This window comes from Streptomyces sp. NBC_00102 (assembly GCF_026343115.1).
Lineage (GTDB): Bacteria > Actinomycetota > Actinomycetes > Streptomycetales > Streptomycetaceae > Streptomyces.
The window spans coordinates 116,979-136,068 of record NZ_JAPEMC010000002.1; the positions used below are offsets into that span (position 1 = coordinate 116,979).

General features: G+C 72.1%; 18 protein-coding genes. All 18 read right to left on the reverse strand.

The genetic code is table 11. The features are described from left to right. Window positions 1-25 precede the first annotated feature (25 nt). The 18 genes from OHA55_RS28095 to OHA55_RS28180 all read right to left on the reverse strand — a co-directional run bounded on the left by OHA55_RS28095 (window position 26) and on the right by OHA55_RS28180 (window position 19,037). A complete protein-coding gene (locus OHA55_RS28095; protein WP_266711541.1) occupies window positions 26-502 on the reverse strand; it encodes a hypothetical protein in 477 nt (158 codons plus the stop codon). Beyond that, window positions 499-1,923, reverse strand: a complete 1,425-nt coding sequence (locus tag OHA55_RS28100) for an RAMP superfamily CRISPR-associated protein (protein WP_266711543.1) — start codon at window positions 1,921-1,923, stop codon at window positions 499-501. Before OHA55_RS28100 ends, OHA55_RS28095 begins: the two co-directional genes overlap by 4 nt. Continuing rightward, complete coding sequence (locus tag OHA55_RS28105; protein ID WP_266711545.1) at window positions 1,920-3,287, reverse strand: hypothetical protein; 1,368 nt, start codon at window positions 3,285-3,287, stop codon at window positions 1,920-1,922. The genes OHA55_RS28100 and OHA55_RS28105 overlap by 4 nt, the downstream gene beginning before the upstream one ends. After that, window positions 3,280-3,861 carry an RAMP superfamily CRISPR-associated protein gene (locus tag OHA55_RS28110; protein ID WP_266711547.1) on the reverse strand — a complete coding sequence of 194 codons (582 nt, stop codon included), beginning with the start codon at window positions 3,859-3,861 and terminating at the stop codon, window positions 3,280-3,282. Before OHA55_RS28110 ends, OHA55_RS28105 begins: the two co-directional genes overlap by 8 nt. Beyond that, window positions 3,852-5,333 (reverse strand): hypothetical protein, encoded by a 1,482-nt coding sequence (locus tag OHA55_RS28115; RefSeq protein WP_266711549.1) that lies wholly within the window; start codon window positions 5,331-5,333, stop codon window positions 3,852-3,854. The genes OHA55_RS28110 and OHA55_RS28115 overlap by 10 nt, the downstream gene beginning before the upstream one ends. Beyond that, entirely contained in the window at window positions 5,330-7,426 is a 2,097-nt protein-coding gene (locus OHA55_RS28120) for an RAMP superfamily CRISPR-associated protein (protein ID WP_266711551.1), read from the reverse strand. Before OHA55_RS28120 ends, OHA55_RS28115 begins: the two co-directional genes overlap by 4 nt. 380 nt (window positions 7,427-7,806) lie before the next feature. Then, window positions 7,807-9,021, reverse strand: a complete 1,215-nt coding sequence (locus OHA55_RS28125) for a DUF4241 domain-containing protein (RefSeq protein WP_266711553.1) — start codon at window positions 9,019-9,021, stop codon at window positions 7,807-7,809. Between the two features lie 236 nt (window positions 9,022-9,257). Then, window positions 9,258-10,049 carry an ABC transporter permease gene (locus OHA55_RS28130; protein ID WP_266711555.1) on the reverse strand — a complete coding sequence of 264 codons (792 nt, stop codon included), beginning with the start codon at window positions 10,047-10,049 and terminating at the stop codon, window positions 9,258-9,260. Beyond that, a complete protein-coding gene (locus OHA55_RS28135) occupies window positions 10,046-11,080 on the reverse strand; it encodes an ATP-binding cassette domain-containing protein (protein ID WP_266711557.1) in 1,035 nt (344 codons plus the stop codon). Before OHA55_RS28135 ends, OHA55_RS28130 begins: the two co-directional genes overlap by 4 nt. Window positions 11,081-11,229: 149 nt before the next feature. Further along, on the reverse strand, window positions 11,230-12,072 hold the full coding sequence (locus OHA55_RS28140) for a DUF4097 family beta strand repeat-containing protein (RefSeq protein ID WP_266711559.1): 843 nt from the start codon (window positions 12,070-12,072) through the stop codon (window positions 11,230-11,232). A gap of 105 nt (window positions 12,073-12,177) precedes the next feature. Further along, window positions 12,178-12,699: a hypothetical protein gene (locus tag OHA55_RS28145; RefSeq protein WP_266711561.1), complete on the reverse strand. Its 522-nt coding sequence runs from the start codon at window positions 12,697-12,699 to the stop codon at window positions 12,178-12,180. Between the two features lie 299 nt (window positions 12,700-12,998). Next, window positions 12,999-14,093, reverse strand: a complete 1,095-nt coding sequence (locus tag OHA55_RS28150; RefSeq protein WP_266711563.1) for an ABC transporter ATP-binding protein — start codon at window positions 14,091-14,093, stop codon at window positions 12,999-13,001. Next, window positions 14,090-14,854: a molybdate ABC transporter permease subunit gene (gene modB / locus OHA55_RS28155; protein WP_266712451.1), complete on the reverse strand. Its 765-nt coding sequence runs from the start codon at window positions 14,852-14,854 to the stop codon at window positions 14,090-14,092. The genes OHA55_RS28150 and modB overlap by 4 nt, the downstream gene beginning before the upstream one ends. A 131-nt stretch (window positions 14,855-14,985) precedes the next feature. Further along, entirely contained in the window at window positions 14,986-15,828 is an 843-nt protein-coding gene (modA, locus tag OHA55_RS28160; RefSeq protein ID WP_266711565.1) for a molybdate ABC transporter substrate-binding protein, read from the reverse strand. A gap of 395 nt (window positions 15,829-16,223) precedes the next feature. Next, the gene (locus OHA55_RS28165; RefSeq protein ID WP_266711567.1) at window positions 16,224-16,622 is read right to left on the reverse strand and encodes a molybdopterin-binding protein; all 399 of its coding nucleotides are present in this window, start codon (window positions 16,620-16,622) and stop codon (window positions 16,224-16,226) included. 116 nt (window positions 16,623-16,738) lie between these two features. Continuing rightward, complete coding sequence (locus OHA55_RS28170) at window positions 16,739-17,803, reverse strand: biotin/lipoate A/B protein ligase family protein (protein ID WP_266711569.1); 1,065 nt, start codon at window positions 17,801-17,803, stop codon at window positions 16,739-16,741. Between the two features lie 187 nt (window positions 17,804-17,990). Further along, a complete protein-coding gene (locus OHA55_RS28175) occupies window positions 17,991-18,344 on the reverse strand; it encodes a hypothetical protein (protein ID WP_266711571.1) in 354 nt (117 codons plus the stop codon). Window positions 18,345-18,461: 117 nt separating this feature from the next. Beyond that, window positions 18,462-19,037, reverse strand: coding sequence for a hypothetical protein (locus OHA55_RS28180; protein ID WP_266711573.1), 576 nt, complete (start codon window positions 19,035-19,037; stop codon window positions 18,462-18,464). Window positions 19,038-19,090: the final 53 nt, after the last annotated feature.

Sequence of the window (19,090 nt, forward strand, 5' to 3'; positions counted from 1 at the left end):
GACCTCCTGGTCAGGCGGGAACTGGTCAGGTGGGAAGCGCACGCACGAAGGTGACCGGGCTCGGCCCGGTGAGTTCCAGGAGCTCGAACCGCAGTGCGTACGCCCCTGCCGCCAGCGGACCGGCATGCTTCTCGTCGGGGCTCCAGGCGGTCCCCGGCCGGACGAGGACCCCCACGTCCTCGGGCCTTCCGGTCGCACCGTCCGGGGCGCCGCCGGTGCGGTCGTCCGTACGGAGGGAAGCCGTCAGCGCCCAGGGGCCGTCGAATCGTACCCGCAGGCAACGGTCCGCGTCCCATGCCCAGAGGTGCGTGGAATCCGGTGTTTCTTCGGGCAGTTGGGCGGCGGGCGCCAGGTGGAACCCGCCCAGGTCCGCCCAAGCGCAGACGGTGCCGTCCAGCAGGGCGCGGGCCCGCGCCCAGTCGAGGCGCCCGTGCCGTTCCAGCGTGGCCCGCTGGGGCCGGGCCTCGTGGCGGGGGGAGTCGGGGGAGCGGTCCGTGTTCATCGCTCGCTCTCTTCGGTTGAGGGGCGGGTGGGGGACTGCCCGGCGAGGGGAAGGGACCGGAGCGTCCGCGCCGCCCCCGGCCGCTCCTCGGCGAGCCACTTGGCGGTGCCGGGGGTGGCGGCCAGCGTGCCCTGGCCCCGGGTGGTACCGCTCCCGATACCGACGCGGCCGTCCGCCAGGTCGTCCAGCGCCATCACGAGCGCCGCCCGGACCGGCTCGGGCACGTCGCCGTCCTGGCGGAGGTGCAGGGTGACGAGGCCGTCCTCGACCGTCTCCTCGGAGAAGAGCCCTTCCTCGCGGGCTCCGCCGAACACCCGGTCGATCACCACGTGGTTCCGGATCCGGATCCGGCCCTCGCGGACGGCCGAGTCCGCGAACAGGAGCCGGCCGCGTCCCCCGACCGATTCCGTGGCCGGTGTCCTGTCCCCCGCGCCTCCGGTCCGCTCGCTCCACCCGAAGGACACGCAGACGCAGCAGGTGCCGCAGCTTCCCGGGCCGCCGTCGTCAGAAGCCGAGCAGATGTCCTCGTACCCCACCGAGCGCAGCACGAAGGCGACTCGGCTGCGCACGATTCCCTTCCACGTGCTGCCGGGGACGACCGGGACGTCCTCGAAATCGCGCAGGAGCCGCGCGATGCCCGTGCGACGGCCGGCCCGTTCGAGGAACGTGCCGGAGCCGATACGCAGAGCGTCGACGATACGGAACTCCAGCGGCCTGCCGAAGAGATACGCCTCGTCCGGCGCCGCGCCGGGCGTCCGGGACCGCTCGTGGACGAGAACCGCGTGGTCGTCGACGAGATCCGGGCCACCCCGGAGCAGCCAATGCCGCAGCCCCTCCGCCGTGGCGAGATCGATGGTCCGGTGCCGTACCGACACCACCTCGGCGCGGCCGAGACCGACCGTCCGCCCGCCGCCGATCCGGGGCTTCCACGTCCGCAGGAGTTCCACGACCTCCCGTACCAGGGGAGAGTCGGCGGTCTCGGTGTCGATGCGGAACCACACCGACACGTCGGTCCCGGGAGGGAGGAGCTCGCGGCTGTGCAGGGACTTGGCCCTGGCGGCCGCGTGATGGCCGGAGACGGCCGTGCGGCGCCGGCTCCGCGGAGCCTCCGGCGCGCTCACCCGAGTACCGAGCACACGGACGGCCGAGGCGACGGCCGTCGACCGCGAGCGCCCCTGACCACCAGGCTTGCCGTCGTCTTCGAAGACATCGCCGAAGAGCTCCCGGCGCCTTGCCTCCGGAGCGTGCTCCCTCAGGGAACCGGCGGGTGAGGTCCCCGGGAGATGCGGACCGCCCCATCCGTCGCTCGCCAGGGGGAGCGACGGCCTGAGCACGGAACCCACGGTGTTGCCCTCCGGTGCCGTCACCCCGCCGGGACCGGTGAGTTCCAGATCCGCTCTGAGGACGTGGATCACGCTCATGCCTGCGACGCTCCCTTCCCGATCAGCAGATGCAGGTCCTCCAGCGCGGACAGGACGAGGTCGAGCACCTCGACCGGCGCCTCGCGCAGCATCCGTTCGAGGCCGTGACGTTGCTCTCCGGTCAGCCGCCGCAGCCGAGGACGTTCCAGCAGGGAGGTGTCGCGGTGGTCCGGACGCAGCGCCAGCTCCTCGACGTAAGGCCGCAGTTGGCGGGAGAACCACATGCTGTGGCCGGTACCGTGCAGGAGGGACGCGTACGCTTCGGCCTGCTTCCGCGCGCTCGTCGTCCGCGCGGGCCCGGCGTCCTCGGAGTCGGTGGAGGGCTGTTCCCACGCGGCGGTGGCCGTTTCCACCACCCCGAACCCTTCGCGGCGGCGCAGACCGATGCCCCTCCCGCACAGGGCGAGGAGTGCTTCCGGGGCCGGCTCCCGGTCGAAGCGCAGGACCAGCACCGAACCCGCACTGATCGCCAGGTCCGCCGGTTTGGGCAGCCGGGACACCGCGTGCCAGCCGGCCTTGCGTTCGCGCCGCGTCCAGACCCCGTCGACCGACTCGACCCGCACTCCTCCCAGCAGGGGAGCCAGTTGGGCGTCGAGGACGGCCCGCAGGGAGGAGCGGTCGGCAACGTCCACCGGCAGCCCGCTGTCATCGGTGAGGACTGTGGGGGCGACGAGTCTCAGCGCGATCCGCAGACCGGTCGACGGCAGGGCGACCGGGGCGGGGCGGGTGCTCCAGTCCGCCGCCCCACTCGTGCTGAGCCGGGCCCCGATCCACAGACGGCGCTCCCGCGCGAGCCACTCCGAGGCCGACGGGGGCAGGTCCGCCACGGAGGCGACACGCCCTCGGAACACCCGCGGGTTGCCTCTGGCGTCGCGTGCCGACAGCGCCCGCCGGGTGAACAGAAGCCCGTCCCCGGCGACTCCGGTGGCGGGGTCGATCCGCGGATGGCTGGTCTGTACGACCGGACGGCCCGTGAACGCCCCGGTGAACTCGACCTCTCCCTTCCCCGGCACCAGAGGTCCGCAGGCGCAGTAGGGGCTTTCGGCCCCGGCGCCGGGGAATGCCTCGTCGACGACCGTGTCGCAGGCGCCGTACTTGCACCGCAGCACCGACAGCGGCACCACGTACGAACCCGTCGCGTACAGCGGACCGTACTGGACCGCACCTTCGAACAACGCGATGAAGTCGCTCCTCAGCCCGGCGCCGACCTGGTGGGGCTCGCCGAACTCGGTGATCCAGACCTTCGCCAGTGCGCCGCGCAAGGTCTGACCGGGGATGTGGTGGTACGTCATGCGCGGCGCCGTGCCCGAGGGGTGCCTGCCCAGGGAGATCGACTGCCTGGCGGTGAGCCGGACATCAAGCACGCTGATGATCCCTCCACTGTGCTGTCAGATTCATGAAACGTTCGACCGTCGCCTCGTCCAGTGGAGGGTCCGCCGGAGCGCAAGCGACCCAGCCGAGTCCGCGCCGGCGTCCCCCGCCCAGACTGTGCACACCCGCGGCGGCGCAGGCCAGGACGGTCAGATGGTCCTCCACCGTCAGAGGGGGGCCGTCGGTCCGGGGCAGGGGGCCGATCCGGGAAACGGTGAACTCGGCCGTCTTCGCCCAGACTTCCTCGCCGAACATCAGGTGGTCCCGCCGCGCGGCCCCCGTCGTACCGTCCAGAGCCACGCGCGCCCGTGTCGACACCACCGGTGGCTGCGCGTCGGGGAAGCGGGCCCCCTCCCAACTCCAGGGGCACGCATGGCGAGGACTGCCGAAGACGGCCTCCACCACCTGCGGAAGATCCGGGAGCAGCTCGCCGGCGGAGTTCCGCATCAGCCCCTTGAGCGAGGTGGCGGGCACGAGCTCGTCCCGGTCGACGACCGCGTCGAGGCCGGGACGGCCCGTACCGGTCGCGATCCGGAACGGACCGTGGAACGTGATGATCACTCGCATGTCCACCACCTGGCGATACCGAGCGCGGCCGCCAGGCCGACGCCCGCGGCGGGAGACTCACCGGGCCGGTCGAACGGCGCGAGGAACGGGCGGACGGCGGCCAGGTGACCCACCCGGTCGGCGATGGCGGCCGCCTTGATCGGACCGGCGTCGCGCAGCGCCTCGGCCAGCCTGTTCCGGTGGCCGGCGGGCACCCGTACGAGCGTCGTCACGGCCGCGTGGGCGCGGGTGGGCGTGCCGTCCGCGTTCTGGAGCGTCGACAGGAGCAGCGGCGGGCGGTCGGGGGGATCGGAGCCCTCTGCGGTGATGTCCAGCCACTGCACCGACGCCCGCCGTCCGCGAAACGCCCGCTTCGCCTCGGACAGCATCCGGCCGGCCGACTCGACCTGAAGATTCAGGGGATGCCGGTGCCTGGCGAAGACGATTCCGGCCGACGCCGTGGGCGGCTCCAGAAGAGCGGTGCCGGGAAGGCCCGCGCGGCGTGCGTTGATCCTGTCGATGACCTCGGCGGTCTCCCGGCGCACACGCTGTTCGAACTCCCGCAGGAAGTGCAGGGTGAAGGGCCATGCCTGATCCGCCGGCATGCTGACCAGCACGTCGTCGCCGCCGACCACATGGGGTACCACGCACAGCCGGCCCGTCTTCAGGGTCAGTGGCAGTTCCAGTACCGCCGCTGCCAGCGCCTCGCGGGTGGCCCGGGACATGGTGACCGAGAAGCGCTGCTTGAGCGAGGCCGGCTCCGGACCGCGGAGCCCTTCGTCGGCGAGCGCCTTGAAGAACACGCCGAACGCGTTGCCGTCCGCCGCGACCGTGGCGAGGTGGTTGCCGCCCGAGCCCGGGGCGCCGAGTGCCGCGAGATCGGGGAAGTGGTCCGGCGCCGGGTCCAGGCCGATGTCCGCCCGGAGCCGCGCCTCCGGGCTGCGGGGATCCTCCCGCACCTGCCGGCGGGGGACATTGCGCATCGAACAGTCCGGGCAGAGCCACTCCATGCGCTCGTGCACCGGCTCCCGTCCCGCCGCGGGGGCGAGTTCGCACGACCGGCACGGAATGGCCAGCGGGAACTCGGCGTTCGCCGGGAGATCGTGCCGGACGTCACCGTCGCGCTCCTTGCGACGCAGCGTGTCCGCGTACACGGACAGGTACGAGTCGCCCTCGCCCCACACCGACTGGAACTCCGCCCCCGGCAGCGCCGCGCGCAGATGCCCGAAGACGCGATCCTGGATCCGGCGCACCCGGTCGACGTGGGCCGTGCCCGGTTCGGCCGGGAACCGGAGACTCACGACGCCGTCGGCCTCGCCCGCCTCCTCGTTGACCTCGGCCAGACCGTCCGCGACCTTCCCGACCGCCGCGGCGGACGTCGCGTACGCGAGGGAGTTGCTGGCGGCCCGGTGACCGCGCAGATCCGATGTCCGGGACAGGTACTGCTGGATCCGCACCGTTGCGAAGTCGACGTACACGTGGCGATCGTTCACTTGCGTCGTCCCTTGCGGTTGCCCTGTTCGACGATGTCCATCGCGGGATCGGAGTAGGAGGCGGCAGGCAGTTGCCGATAGGGGAAGGCGACCGTCTCCGCGCGGCTGCCCGAGGTCTCCTTCCAGAAGGAGAAGGACGGCAGCAGCGACTCGGGGGAGAGCGGCGCGGCCGGTTCCGGCAGCGGGCCCGAGGGCGGGTACCAGACCTGATGGGGCGCCGCCCAGTCCAGGCGGAGGATCTTCGTCAGCTCCCGTTTCCAGATGTCCTTGAGATCGTCCGCCACGGACCGCCGGAAGGCCGTCACCGCCCGCTCGGCCGTGAGCGGGGGCGGCGGGGCTCCCAGATAGCGGCTGGCGGCGGTGTCCAGGGAGACGACGGTGACCCGGGAGGTCACGGAACCGAAGCCGAGCGGACGGCCTCCCCCCACGGCCCAGCCGTAGGCGCGCGGCTCGGCGTCCTTGCCGTTTTGGTGGGCGGCCAGCAGGAGGCCGGGATCCAAGGCGCAGAGCAGCCCGCCGAGTTCGTCGTCGCTCAGGTTCTCGAAGTGCACGCGGGCGGTGAACACCGAGCCCGCCGGGACGGACTGCGCCTTCGAGAGCATCTGGTTGTCGGGTTTGTAGACCTTCTCGTGGAAGACCCTCGGGCTCGGAGCGGTCGCCCGGAAGTACGGCCGGTCGCCGTGGTTCTCGGTGAGCCAGTACTGCTTGCGGCCGCGCAGTCCGCGGACACCTTCCCGGTCGCGGTCGCCCTCCGACCCCCACTCGCGGAGCGGGGCGGCTCCCTTCTCGGCGGTCCCTCCTTCGGACGGGGCGTGGTACTTGAGGTAGAACTGTCCGGCGCCGGGTTTCGGAGCGCCCATGGGCGGGAGGTACTCGACCCGGGTCCCGCAGGGCGAACCGGGCAGGGCGTCACCGAATCTGACATGCCCCCGGTACGCCCTGATTCCGGCGGGACCGCCCGGCCCCCCGCTCTCCTCGTCCGCCGAGCCGAAGATCCGGCAGCTGGGGCAGAGCCGCTGGGGATCGGTGCACGCGAGGGCGTGCTCCGGGACCCTTTCCTCCGCCGGGTGTCCGCCACCGGAATGGCGCCAGACCACCGCGAGGGCCATGTCGGCGATGTGCAGACCGTCCCCGTCGAACCTGGGCAGGACCCAGACGACCTGGTCCTCGTACATCCGGCGGCGCGCGGCCATCCGCCGGCCCAGGAGCTGCTGCGGACTGCCTGGGTGGAACACGTCGATCCAGTGGGGCTTGGCGTCGTCGCTGCCGGGGTCCTGGCGGAATCTGCGCATGTCGTCTGTCTGATCGACCGCGTCCAGGTGGCTCTCCCACACATCGGGATCGAACTCCACCGGCCGGGCGTGGTCTTCCAGCCGCCCCGTCGCACAGAAGTACCGGCCCGGGGAGCGGTCCGCGCCCCGCGCTCCGCCCCGGGTCTTCGTGCGGGTGCGGGAGTCGGTGAGGAGGACCACGGACGGTCCTCCCGCCACCACAGCCCTGTAGTCCTTCAACTGCCGTCGCCCGAGCACCTCCTCGGTGGCGTCCGAGCCCGCGGGGACCGTGAACCGGACCCCGGTGCGGAGCTCCTCCGGGCCGCCGAGCGCGTTCGCCAGGGTGGTGGACTCCACCCAGACGGCCGGGACTTCGCTCAGCTGCATCCTGTCGGGACGGCCGTCCTCGTCCACCCGGTCCACACGCGCCAGCCGCCAGCCGGACGGACGGGCGCGCACCGGGTCGCGGTAGCCCGGCCGGAACTTCCGGTCGAAGACGCGTAAGCAGCCGCCGGCCATCATCTCGTGCAGCGAGCGCACCGCTCCGGCCAGCGAGGATCCCGGCAGGTAGGGAGCCGGCCCGCCGAGCGCCGGGATCCTCCGGTGAGGGAAGAGGCCGTCCTCGCCGTCGTAGGCGTTGCGCAGCAACAGGGGGCTGCGAGCGGTGAGTTCGACTTCGAGCACCCCGCACGTGCGGCCGTCGCCCAGTCTGCCGTGGCCGCTCGGGGCGGTACGCCGGCCGGCCGTGTCCTCGTTCTTCGGGATTCGGCTGAAGGTGTAGGGATTGATGAACCGGGTTCCCGCGGTCCTGCCCTCGGGCACGTGGCCTCCCTGTCGATGAGCCGACGGTGGATCCTGTTCCTGCTCCCCGATTATCCGACGGGCGACACGACCGCACGCTCTCCCCGTGGCTGTGACCGGAGGGCGCTCGCGCGTCCCGAGGGAGGCGGGGAGCATGTGCCACCAGCACATTCCGGTGAAATGTCGGTTCGCCGGGGGTTGTTCGTGCGCCCATGTCGAGTCCGGATATGGCTGGAAATGATGGGAGCGGCCGGTTCGGTCCGGCCCGGTCCCACCGAGGGCGCATGCGGTTCCGCTGGTCCCGGCCGTGTTCCCGTACGGACGCCACCCCCTCGACGGCCGGTCCGGGCCACGTGCCTGGGGGAGTGCGTGACTCGCCCCGGTGGGCGGCGGCTCGCTCCTCACTCTCCCCCGTCGGAGGCACGGAGCTGGAAGTCGACGACGACGCAAACGACCTGTCCGTCATCGGTGCGGCCGATCCAGACGGGGTAGGACCCGTCGCCCCGGCCGGCACGGAAAGCGATGAGGTTCGGCTCGGTCTCCGTGCCGGGCAGTTCGACGGTGAACCGGCTGTCGAGGGGTATGAACAGGTCCTCGTCCAGCCGGTCTTCGATCACGGTCCGCGTCGCATCCACGAAAGCCACGGTGCCGGTGTCCACACCGACCCCGTAGAACTGGCCCCCGCCGAGCAGCCCCAGGTCCTCGTCGGGCAGGAGGGCCATGTCCCACTCGCGGGGCGGGGCGTCCAGGAACGTCACCCTGGCCGCGGCGACTTCGGCCCCGGCCGCCGTGCGCAGAAGCGACAGCGTGACGGGAAACTCGCCCGGTGGCACGGCGACGGTCCGCGCGCTCTCCCCGATCAGGCCGGGGTCCGAGACCGCCAGCCGCCCTGACGTGATCCGCAGCAGGCCGGCCTCGACGGGCTCGACGACGGCCGGCCCGTCCGGAGTCCCGCATGCGCCCGGACGGAACAACTGCTCGATGCCGGAGGCGCGCAGCGGTCCCGATTCCTCGCCCATCGGCACGTCGCGCAGGACCACGGCCGTGGCGGGCTCGTGGCCCTGCTGGGCGAGAAACGGCGCGAACACCTGCCAGTCGCCGAATTCCGGCACGGGAGAGAGGAAGTTCTCGACGGGCGCCGGGAACCGCCGCGCGGGGGCGTCCGACGGACCGGATGTCCGAGCGTGCGGCGGCTCCGCCGACGTTCCCCCCGGCCCGGCGGACTCGGACCTCACCTCGACCTGTCCGTCGGCCGAGACGGTCGTGGTCTCCCGGACGTCCCACGTCCCGTACGAGCGCCCTCGCTCGTCGGCGACCTGCCATCGGGTGTTCCGGTGGGCCAGCAACATCCCCGTGCTGTGCGGCCTGAGGTCGATCATCTGCATGCGCCGGGACCTGTCGTCGAACAGATACACACGCCACATCCGGCGCGGCCAGCGTTCGACCAGTGCCAGCGGTCGCTCCCGCGCGGACAGCAGTACCGCGTAGTCCATGCCGGCGGCATGTCTGCGTGCCGCGACCGCGCGCGACAGCGGTTCCGGATGGGTCGTTCCCTGGTGGGAACCCCACGCCTCGCCGTACGACACGTCAAGACCGTCGAAGAACACAGCGCTCATCTCCTTCCGTGGCACCGGCCACCCCCGAGCGGCGTCGCTCGGCGGGTGACCCTGCCGCAGCGCGCTGCGGAGGGGGGCACCCTGCCGCAGCGCGCTGCCTTCCGAACTTCGTCGTGCCGCCAGACTGCCACTGAGGTCTGACACGGAGGCCCGGTGGCAGGCCGGTCCGTCGCCGCCCCGGCGTGCGATCACGACGCCGGCCGCGCCGCGCCGACCGCACCCCCGTGCGGTGCGGGCTACTTCGGGTCGCGGTCGAAGAGCGACGTGGACCAGAGGTAGCCGAGCACGGTGAGCCCGAGGCACCAGGCGACGGCGATCCAGCCGTTGTTGCCGATCCCGGTGCCGAGGAGGAGTCCGCGCAGGGTCTCGATGGCCGGGGTGAACGGCTGGTACTCGGCGACCGGCCGGAACCAGCCCGGCAGCGCGTCGAGCGGGACGAAGGCGCTCGAGAGGAGCGGCAGGATCATCAGCGGCATCGCGTTGTTGCTGGCCGCCTCGACGTTGGGGCTGGAGAGTCCCATGCCGACCGCGATCCAGGTGAGTGCCAGGGAGACGAGTGCGAGGAGCCCCAGTGCCGCCAGCCACTCCAGGGGGGTGGCGTCCGTGGAACGGAAACCGATGGCCACCGCGACGGCGGCGACCAGGATCACGCTCATGACGCACTGCAGCACGCTGCCGACGACGTGTCCGACGAGGACCGACCCGCGGTGGATGGCCATGGTCCGGAACCGGGCGATGATGCCCTCGGTCATGTCCATGCAGACGGAGATCGCGCTGCCGATGGTGGTTCCGCCGATGGTCAGCATGAGGATTCCGGGGACGATGTACGCCAGGTACTCCGACCGGTCCGCCCCGCCGCCTCCGATGCCCGCGCTCATGGTGTCGCCGAAGATGTAGACGAAGAGCAGCAGCAGCATCACGGGCGTGAGCAGCAGGTTCAGCGTCATGGACGGGTAGCGCCGGGCGTGCAGCAGGTTGCGGCGCAGCATCGTGGACGAGTCGCGCACGGCGAGGGAGAAGGAACTCATCGGACGTTCTCCTTGGACGGGGTCTGCGGGGCCGGGGTGGTCGGGGAGGTCTGCGGGGTCTGCTGGGCGGGCACGGTGTTGTCCCCGGTGAGGGCGAAGAAGACGTCGTCGAGGTCGGGGGTGTGGACGGTGAGTTCGTCGGCTTCGACGCCTGCGGTGTCGAGGCGGTCGAGGATGGTGCGCAGTTCGCGCTGGCTGCCGTCGCTGAGGATCTGGAGGGCGAGGGCGTCGTCGTCGCGGGAGGCGTCGGGCAGGGCGGCGGTGGCTTCGCGGTAGGCGGTGGGGTCGGTGAAGCGGAGGCGTACGTGTCCGCCGGGGACGAGGCGTTTGAGTTCGTCGGCGGTGCCTTCGGCGGCGATCTTGCCGTCGTGGAGGACGGCGATGCGGTCGGCGAGTTCGTCGGCTTCGTCGAGGTACTGGGTGGTGAGGAAGACGGTGACGCCGCCGGTGACGAGTTGGCGGATGATGCCCCACATGGTGTGGCGGGAGCGGGGGTCGAGTCCGGTGGTGGGTTCGTCGAGGAAGATGATCCGCGGGTTGCCGACCAGGGTCATGGCGATGTCGAGGCGGCGTTTCATGCCGCCGGAGTAGGTGGAGGCGGGCTTCTTCGCCGCCTCCGTGAGGTCGAAGCGTTCCAGCAGTTCGGCGGCGACCCGCTTGCCCTCGGCCTTGGAGAGGTGGTGCAGGTCGGCCATGAGGAGCATGTTCTCCTCGCCGGTGATCAGTCCGTCGACGGCGGAGAACTGTCCGGTGACGCCGATCGCGGCCCGTACCGCCTGCGGGGCGGCGGCCAGGTCGTGGCCCGCCACCTGCATCTGCCCGGAGTCGGCGGTGATGAGGGTGGAGAGGATCTTGACGACGGTGGTCTTGCCGGCCCCGTTCGGGCCGAGGAGCGCGAACACGGAACCGGCCGGGATGCGCAGGTCGATGCCGTCGAGGACGGTCTTGTCGCCGTAGGACTTGCGCAGGCCGACGGTGGAGACGGCGGTCGGCGGCGGTGTGCCGTCGCCGGCGTGAATAGACGTGGGCATGACAGAAAATGGCATGAGGCTCTCCCTTGCGAGGGCTGACGCGGCTGAGGGGCGGGCAGGGCTGCGTTCGGTTTCTCAGGTGCTCAGGTGCTCAGGTGCTCAGGTGCTCGGGTGCTCGGGTCTTCGGGCGGTCCGGGTGCTCCTGGTGGTCAGGCCCGGGCGCGGCGGACGTCGATGTTGCCCCAGTTGGTCCGGGCGCGGACGCGGACGGTCTCCTCGGTCTGCTCCGGGGCCCCGGAGGCGGTGAGGGTGTTGCGCACGTGCCCCCGGTTGGAGCTGACGTCGAGCCAGGCGGCGGTGCCCTCGCGGATGCCGATCTCGATGAGGCCGTTGGAGGTCTCCAACTGCACGGTGCCGCGTGCGACATCGGCGATGCGCAGGTTGCCGTGGGTGGTGGTGCCCGTGACGGACGCCTCCGCGTGGGCGATGTCGATGGTGCCGTGGGCGCCGCTCACCCTCAGCTCGCCGGTCACGGTGCCGACGGTGGTGGCACCGTGCGAGTTCTTCAGTACGGCGGGGCCGTCGACGATCCCGACGCGCATGTTGCCGGTGCTCGTGGTGATCTCGGCCGGGCCCTCGACCCGCTCCACCGTGATCGCGCCGTGCGAAGCGGTCAGCTGGAGCGGGCCGGTCGTTTCGAGGCGGACGTCACCGGCGGAGGTCTTCACCCGCACCTCGCCGAGCCGGCCCTCGCCGAGCACCTGCGTTCCGGTGCCCGTCACGTCGAGTTGGGAGCCCGTGGGCAGTTCCACCGTCACGTCGACGGTGCCGGAGCGTCCCACGAGGTTGGCCCGGGGCGTCCTGACGGTCAGGGCGCCGCTCGCGAACGTGACCTGGGTCTGGTCGGCCGCCCGCACGTCCATGTCGCGCTTCGGGTCGCGGGGGCGTACCTCCACGACGGTGTCGGTGCGGTCGCTCGCGGTGAACTGGATGGAGCCGGTGTACACCTGGGCGGTTGCCGAGATCGGTTCGGGGGTGTCGAAAGCAGGCATGGCTGTCCCGTCCTCATGGGTCGTCTGGTCGTCCCCGCTGGTGGGACGTGGTGTGGGTGAGGTGGTGCGGGTGCGGGTGCGGGTGCGCAGGAGTGTGGAGGGGCCCTAGCGGACCCAGCCCGTGAAGCTCTGGCCGAGAACCTGGGTCCTCTCCGCCGTGCGCGGCCGGCCCCCGCCGTCGACGGCGGCCGACACGGCCCGTACCAGCCACGCGTTGACCGACAGGCCCTCGCGGTTCGCGGCCTCCTCGGCGCGCGACTTGAGGTGGGCCGGCAGTCGGAGGTTGACCCGGGCGGTGCCGCCCTCGTCGGTGTCCGTGAGTGCCTGCGGCGCGGGCGGTGCGGGCCGCTCGACGGGTGGGGCCGGCTCCGCCGGGGTGTCGGCGGGCGGGCGGGTCACCACGAAGTCGGGGTCGATCCCCCGCAGCCGTACGTCGACCGAGCCCGGGGCCAGCTCGTGGGTGACCTCGTCCATCGCGGCGGAGAGCGCGTTGAGCAGGGTCAGGCGGGTCGCCGACTCCAGGGGAGCGGTGAGCCTCTCGGCCAGCTCTCGGGCTTCGTCGCCGCCGGCCTCGGCAGCCACCGCGAGTTCGCGGCGGAGGTTGTCGACATACGGGGTGAGGTCCATGGCGCCATCATGGCACCACAGTGGTGCCATGCGCAAGCGGGTGGGTGTCGGTGGGGTGGCGCTCCCCGGCGCCACCTCGCTGACCTGCGCGAATGAGGTGGTGTCGGCCTGGATGAACCTGGATGGATGTGGCGTCGGGCGTGACGCCTGGCGCAGGGTGGCATCACCCGGCGCCATCCGGTGTCATGCGGCGCCACCCGGTGCCATGTGGTGCCGCATGGTGTCATTTCTGGCATCAGATGGCATCAGATGGCATCGGGTGGCATCAGGTGGTGCCAGGTGGTGCCGCGCCGTGAACCTCAGGCCGGATACGCGTGCGTCTGCGCGGCCTTGACCGTGGCCCAGACCGTGGCACCCGGGTGCAGGTCGAGTTCGGCGGCGGCCACCGTGGTGAGGTCGGCGGCGAGGGGGAGTTCGCCCGCCAGGTCCGCGCGGATCTGGTCGCCGTGCGTCTCCAGCCCCTCGACCTCGCACCGCCAGAGGTTGCGGGCGCTGGAACCGGTGGGGCGGTCGCGGTGCAGGGTGACCGCGTTCGGAGGGAACGCGACGAACACCGGTCCGGCGAGTTCCTCGGTGGTGGTGATCGCCGGCCCGGCGTCGAGCCGGACGGTGTGCCCTTCGGCCTGTCCCCGGTAGAGGTTGAGGCCGACGAGCTGGGCGATGTAGTCCGTACGCGGGCGTCGGGCGATGTCCGACGGCTCGCCCTCCTGCACGACCTGGCCGTGCTCGATCACGACCAGCCGGTCGGCGAGGACCATCGCATCCAGCGGATCGTGTGTGACCAGTACCGCGACCGCCTCGAACTCGGCCAAGTGGCGCCGTAGTTGGGAGCGTATGTCGAGCCGGGTGCGTGCGTCGAGCGCGGCCAGCGGCTCGTCGAGCAGCAACAGCCGGGGGTGGGTGGCCAACGCGCGCGCGAGCGCGACGCGTTGGGCCTGGCCGCCGGAGAGCCGGCGTGGCTTCGCCCCGGCCCGGTCGGTGAGTCCCATCCGCTCCAGCCATACGGCGGCCTGGGCCCGCGCCTCGGACTTGGCGACGCCCCGGCAGCGCGGCCCGAAAGCCACGTTGTCCAGGGCCGACAGGTGCGGGAAGAGCAGGTAGTCCTGGAAGACGACTCCGACCGGACGCGACTCCGGTGGGATGCCGGTCAACGCGGCTCCGTCCAGGCGCAGATGGCCCTCGGAGAGCGGGGTGAGGCCGGCCAGTGCGCGCAGCGCCGTGGTCTTCCCGGCGCCGTTCGGCCCCAGCAGGGCGACGACCTCGCCGGGACGGGCACTCATCGTCACGTCCAGGCGGAAGGTGCCCCGGTCCACGACGAGCCGGGCGTCGAGCCCCTCGGCGGAAGCGGCAGCGGAATCCGAGGCGGTGCCGGTGGCGGCGGGTGTGTTCTTCATGAGGCCGTCATCCAGCGGTCGCGCAGCCCGGCCAGTACCGCGATCGACACCGCCAGCAGCACGAGGCTCAGCGCGATGGCGGCCTCCGGATCGTCCTGCAGGGCGAGGTAGACGGCGAGCGGCATGGTCTGCGTGCGGCCGGGGAAGTTGCCCGCGAAGGTGATCGTCGCACCGAACTCGCCCAGCGCGCGGGCCCAGGCCAGTACGGCACCCGCCGCGATGCCCGGTGCGATCAGCGGCAGGGTGACCCGCCGGAACGCCGTGAACCGGGAGGCGCCCAGCGTGGTGGCCGCCTCCTCGTACCGCGGGTCGGCGGCGCGCAGCGTGCCCTCCACGCTGATGACGAGGAAGGGCATGGCCACGAACGCCTCCGCCACGATCACCCCCGCCGTGGTGAACGGCAGGGTGATGCCGAACCAGGAGTCCAGCCACTGCCCCACCACGCCGTTGCGGCCGAGCGCCAGCAGCAGTGCCACACCGCCCACCACCGGTGGCAGCACCAACGGCAGCGTCACCAGGGCCCGTACGAAACCACGCCCCGGGAACTCGGTGCGCGCCAGCACCCAGGCGAGCGGCACACCCAGCACCAGGCTCACCGCGGTGGCGGCGGTGGCCGAGACCAGGGAGAGCTGGAGCGCCTGCCAGACCTCCGTACTGGAGAGCAGCTCCGGCATGTTGCGCCAGGGCGCCCGTACGAGCAGGGCGGCCATCGGCAGCAGCAGGAACACCAGGCCGACCAGCGCGGGCAGGAGCAGCGGCAGCGGAACCCCGCGCCGGCCCGCGGCGCCACGCGCGTCCCCGCCACCCGCTTTCGGAGCGCCGCCCCGGACACGGCGAAGCCGTGACCGGCCCGCCGAGGGGCCCGTCACGGCGTCGGACGTGTCGTGCGGCTTCACGGCTTGATGAATCCCGCCCCGGTCAGCACCTGCTGGCCCTCGGCGGACCGCACCAGCTCGATGAACGCCTTCGCCGCCTCGGCGTTGGGGGCATCCTTCAGCAGGGCGATCGGGTAGTCGTTGATGGCGTCGGCGGACTCGGGGAACTCCACACCCTCCACCTTGTCACCCGCGGCCTTCACATCGGTCTTGTAGACCACGGCCGCGTCGGCTTCCTTGAGCTCCACCTTGGTGAGGGCGCTCGTCACGTCCTGCTCGTAGCTGACAGGGGTGAGCTTGAGCTTTGCGGCGTCCAGCGCCTTCTGCGCGGCGGCACCGCAGGGCACCGTCTTGTCGCAGAGCACGACCTTGAGGCCGGAGTCCGTGAGGTCCGCGAGGGTGGCGACCTTGTCCGGGTTGCCGGGCAGCGTCGCGATCTCCAGCTGGTTGCGCACGAAGGTGGTGGGCGTGCCCGCCGCGTCGTTCGCGTCGGTGACGATCGCCATCGTCTTGGCGCTCGCGGCGGCGAAGACGTCCGCCGGGGCGCCCCCGGTGATCCCGGCGGCGAGGCTGTCGCTGCCGCCGAAGTTGAAGGTGACCTTCGTGCCCGGGTGGGCCTTCTCGAAGTCGGCGCCCAGGGTCGTGAAGCTCTCCTTGAGCGACGCGGCGGCGAAGACGGTCACCGTGCCGGAGAGCTTCGGCGTGGCATCGGCGGACGCCGGGGCGGAGGAGGAGGCGTCGGACGAGGAGTCGTCCGAGGAGTCGTCCGAGGAGGAGCAGGCGCTCAGTGCCAGCAGCGCTGCGACTCCCACACCCGTCCACTGCAGGGTCCTACGGGTCCGGCGCGCGGAACGGGTCATCACGGGGTCTGCTCCCTCTGGTCCTCCGGAGGAGCCGGGCGGCTTCTCCGCGGTGCTCTGTCGGCGGCCGGCACGGTGGCGCGGTCGGCGTCGAGCACGCCACAGGCCGGGACGGCCGCGGGTGCCCGGACCGATCATACTGGCGCAGATGCCAGGGTAAAGACATCAATTACCTGGCAAGAACCGCGATGCTGATGCTTCAGATGGGGCAGATGCGGTTTCGTGCTCCTTGGGTGGGGTCGCCCGTTCTCGGGCATGGGTGAGCCCCCGGGATCACGTGGTCCTCGGGGGCGCGGGTCTGGTGCGGATCGGGTGCGGGTGCGGGTGCGGTGCGGCTGTGCGCGCGGGTCGGGCCCGGGTGCGGTGCGGGCCGGGTGCGGTGCGGGTCGGGCCGGTCAGACGCGGTCGATGTGCACGTTGGTGGACTTCACGCGCGCGGTCGCCTCCATGCCGACCTCCAGGCCCAGTTCCTCCACCGCCTCGCGCGTCAGCAGAGAGACCAGCCGGTGCGGTCCGGCCTGGATCTCGACCTGCGCGGCGACATCACCGAGCTTCACCGCAGTGACGATGCCCGCGAAGGCGTTGCGGACGGAGGTGTACGGGACCTCTTCCTCGCCCCCGCCGGCGCTCCCGGCGACCTCGACGGAGAAGGCGGCCAAGTCCCCGCCGTCGATGAGCCGGCGCCCACTCTTGTCGCGGTGCGTGGCCACCCGGCCGGCGTCGGCCCACCGCCGTGCGGTGTCCGGGCTCACGCCCAGCAGGCGGGCCGCTTGGCCGATCGTGTAGGACTGCATGGGCGTCACGGTAGGTGGCCGCCGCTCACCCGCGCAAGCGCGTACGGCGCGCCGCCGCAGGTCCGGCGGGTCGCGGTGGGCGCGGGCGGGACGGCGGGTGGCCGCCGCCCCGGGGGCTACGGCACGCGGGCGGTCCACTCGTCGCCGCTGTACTTGGTGGCGGCCAACTCCTCCGCGCGCGCGAGCTCGTCGGGCGTGACACGGCCGTCGGTGAGGCCGTAGCGGTTGCGGAAGGAGTCGACCATGCGCTCGATGACCGTCTCGCGCGGAAGCCCGGTCTGGCGCCGGAGCGGGTCGACCCGCTTCTTGGCCGACTTGGTGCCCTTGTCGGACATCTTCTCCTTGCCGATGCGGAGCACTTCCAGCATCTTGTCGGCGTCGATGTCGTAACTCATGGTCACGTGGTGCAGGACCGCCCCGGGACCGCCCTTCGGCCCGGTCACCCGCTTCTGGGCGGCGCCCGCGATCTTCCCGACCTCGGTCGCGATGTCGTTGAGGGGCTGGTACCAGGCCTTGATGCCCATGTCGCCGAGGGCCGCCAGGACCCAGTCGTCGAGGTAGGCGTACGAGTCCGCGAAGGAGAGCCCCGAGACGAGCGAGGCCGGGACGGACAGGGAGTACGTGATGGTGTTCCCCGCCTCCACGAACATGGCCCCGCCGCCGGAGATCCGGCGCACCACCCGCACGCCGTGGCGGGCCGCGCCCTCGGGGTCGACCTCGTTCCGCAGGGACTGGAAGCTGCCGATGATGACGGCGGGGGCGCCCCACTCCCAGACGCGGAGCGTCGGGGCGCGGCGTCCTGCGGCCACCTCCTCGGTGAGCACCTCGTCCAGCGCCATGTGGAGTTCGGGGGACTGGGGGCCCTCGTGGATGAACTGCCAGTCGTAGTCGGTCCAGTCGGTGGCGTGGGCCAGCGCGCGCCGCACCGCGACTGCGATGCCCTCGGTGGTGATCCCGTACATCGCCGTGCCCTCGGGCAGTGCCGCCTCCACGCGGGCGGCGAGTCCGGCGGCGTCGGTGTCGACGGGCGCCCCCTCCAGGGCGGCGTCGACGGCCGTGATGGCTTCGTCGGGCTCCAGGAAGAAGTCCCCCGCCACCCGGACGTCGCGCAGGGCGCCCGCCTCGACGTCCAGATCCACGACGACCAGCTTGCCGCCGGGCACCTTGTATTCACCATGCACGGCTTTGCTCCCTTTCGGTGCGCGGTGTGGGCTTCGAGTCTATTGCCCCGGAGCGCGGTGGCCCGGGCGCGGTGCATCGCCGCCGGCCGGGTGTCGGCGTCCGTGCGGAGGGCGGCGGGGGCCGTCCTCAACGGGACCAGGTCGTGTTTTGAAAGTCCCGCCTGACCCGCCCTTTGGGCGGACGGCGCTACTTCCCCAACACGACCTGGCCGGCCGACCCGATCCGTGCGTGGAGGGCGAGGAAGAGTTCGAGTTCCGCGGTCTCCTCCGCGCCCGTGCGTCCCGAGGCGAGGCGGAGCACGACGTCCCGATGCGCGTGTCGCAGGTGACCCACGTGGTCCAGGTGGTGCCAGAGGAGCCGGAAGGTCTGCTGGTGGTCGTAGAGGCTGGTCTCGTACGAGCGGGTCGTGATGTGGCGGATCTGGATCAGCAGGGCTTCGAAGGCCGTCCTGTCGGCGCACGTGAGCAGTTGGGTCACGTGACGGTGGTACACGGTCAGTTCCGGATCGTCGTCCGGTTCCGGAATGTCGTCGGCTTCCATGCGGGCTCCTCCCGGCCGGTGAACGGTGTGCTGCGACGCGCCCGCCGGAGCGGGGCGGCCGTAGGTGGCCGTGCGGGTGTCCGGTGGCACCGGAGTGCCGCCGGACACCCGCACGGGTCAGCCCGCCTTCTTCCAGTCCTGGCAGCCCTGGGTCTGGAAGTACTCGCCCTTCTTGACCGTCACCCGTCCCGGCCCGTCCAGGTTGTTGTTGGCGATGATCGCGTCGAACTCACCGCTGGCGTCCTCCAGCCGGGCCCAGTAGCAGCCGAACAGTCCGTCGCCGCCGGCGGTCTTGTACGTCCCCGCCGCGATGTCCTCCCCGACCAGGTACTCCCCGTCACCGCCGAAGGAGCTCGCCGGGCCGGGGGCCTTCGTCGCCTTCGGCTTGGCCGTCACCGTCTTGGTGACGGCCGGTGCGGGGGCGGCCTCGGCCGTCTCGGTCACGGTCACCGTCACCGTCGGACCCGGCTTCGCGGGGGCGGCCGCCGTGCTGTCGGCGTCGGCCTCCCCGCCGGAGCCGATGCCCGTACCGATGAGGAGGGCGACGCAGGCGGCCGCGCCGTGCGTGACCCATGCCTTGGCGCGGGAGGTCTTGCGCGGCGGCGCGACGGGCGGAGCGGGAACGGGCGGGGCCGGGGCGGTGTGCCGAGGCGCCTCGTAGGGGCCCGGGTGCGGGTACTGGGGAGAGTTCATGACGTGCTCCGATCAGGTATCTGTCGCGTGGCTGTGCCGGGTCGGGTACGCGC

Coding starts and splice junctions, on each gene's coding strand:
- OHA55_RS28110 (WP_266711547.1), bottom strand. CDS start 3,861: ATGCGAGTGATCATCACGTTCCACGGTCCGTTCCGGATCGCGACCGGT.
- OHA55_RS28150 (WP_266711563.1), bottom strand. CDS start 14,093: ATGAAGAACACACCCGCCGCCACCGGCACCGCCTCGGATTCCGCTGCC.
- OHA55_RS28095 (WP_266711541.1), bottom strand. CDS start 502: ATGAACACGGACCGCTCCCCCGACTCCCCCCGCCACGAGGCCCGGCCC.
- OHA55_RS28125 (WP_266711553.1), bottom strand. CDS start 9,021: ATGAGCGCTGTGTTCTTCGACGGTCTTGACGTGTCGTACGGCGAGGCG.
- OHA55_RS28135 (WP_266711557.1), bottom strand. CDS start 11,080: ATGCCCACGTCTATTCACGCCGGCGACGGCACACCGCCGCCGACCGCC.
- OHA55_RS28130 (WP_266711555.1), bottom strand. CDS start 10,049: ATGAGTTCCTTCTCCCTCGCCGTGCGCGACTCGTCCACGATGCTGCGC.
- OHA55_RS28100 (WP_266711543.1), bottom strand. CDS start 1,923: ATGAGCGTGATCCACGTCCTCAGAGCGGATCTGGAACTCACCGGTCCC.
- OHA55_RS28180 (WP_266711573.1), bottom strand. CDS start 19,037: ATGAACTCTCCCCAGTACCCGCACCCGGGCCCCTACGAGGCGCCTCGG.
- OHA55_RS28175 (WP_266711571.1), bottom strand. CDS start 18,344: ATGGAAGCCGACGACATTCCGGAACCGGACGACGATCCGGAACTGACC.
- OHA55_RS28145 (WP_266711561.1), bottom strand. CDS start 12,699: ATGGACCTCACCCCGTATGTCGACAACCTCCGCCGCGAACTCGCGGTG.
- OHA55_RS28140 (WP_266711559.1), bottom strand. CDS start 12,072: ATGCCTGCTTTCGACACCCCCGAACCGATCTCGGCAACCGCCCAGGTG.
- OHA55_RS28165 (WP_266711567.1), bottom strand. CDS start 16,622: ATGCAGTCCTACACGATCGGCCAAGCGGCCCGCCTGCTGGGCGTGAGC.
- modA (WP_266711565.1), bottom strand. CDS start 15,828: ATGACCCGTTCCGCGCGCCGGACCCGTAGGACCCTGCAGTGGACGGGT.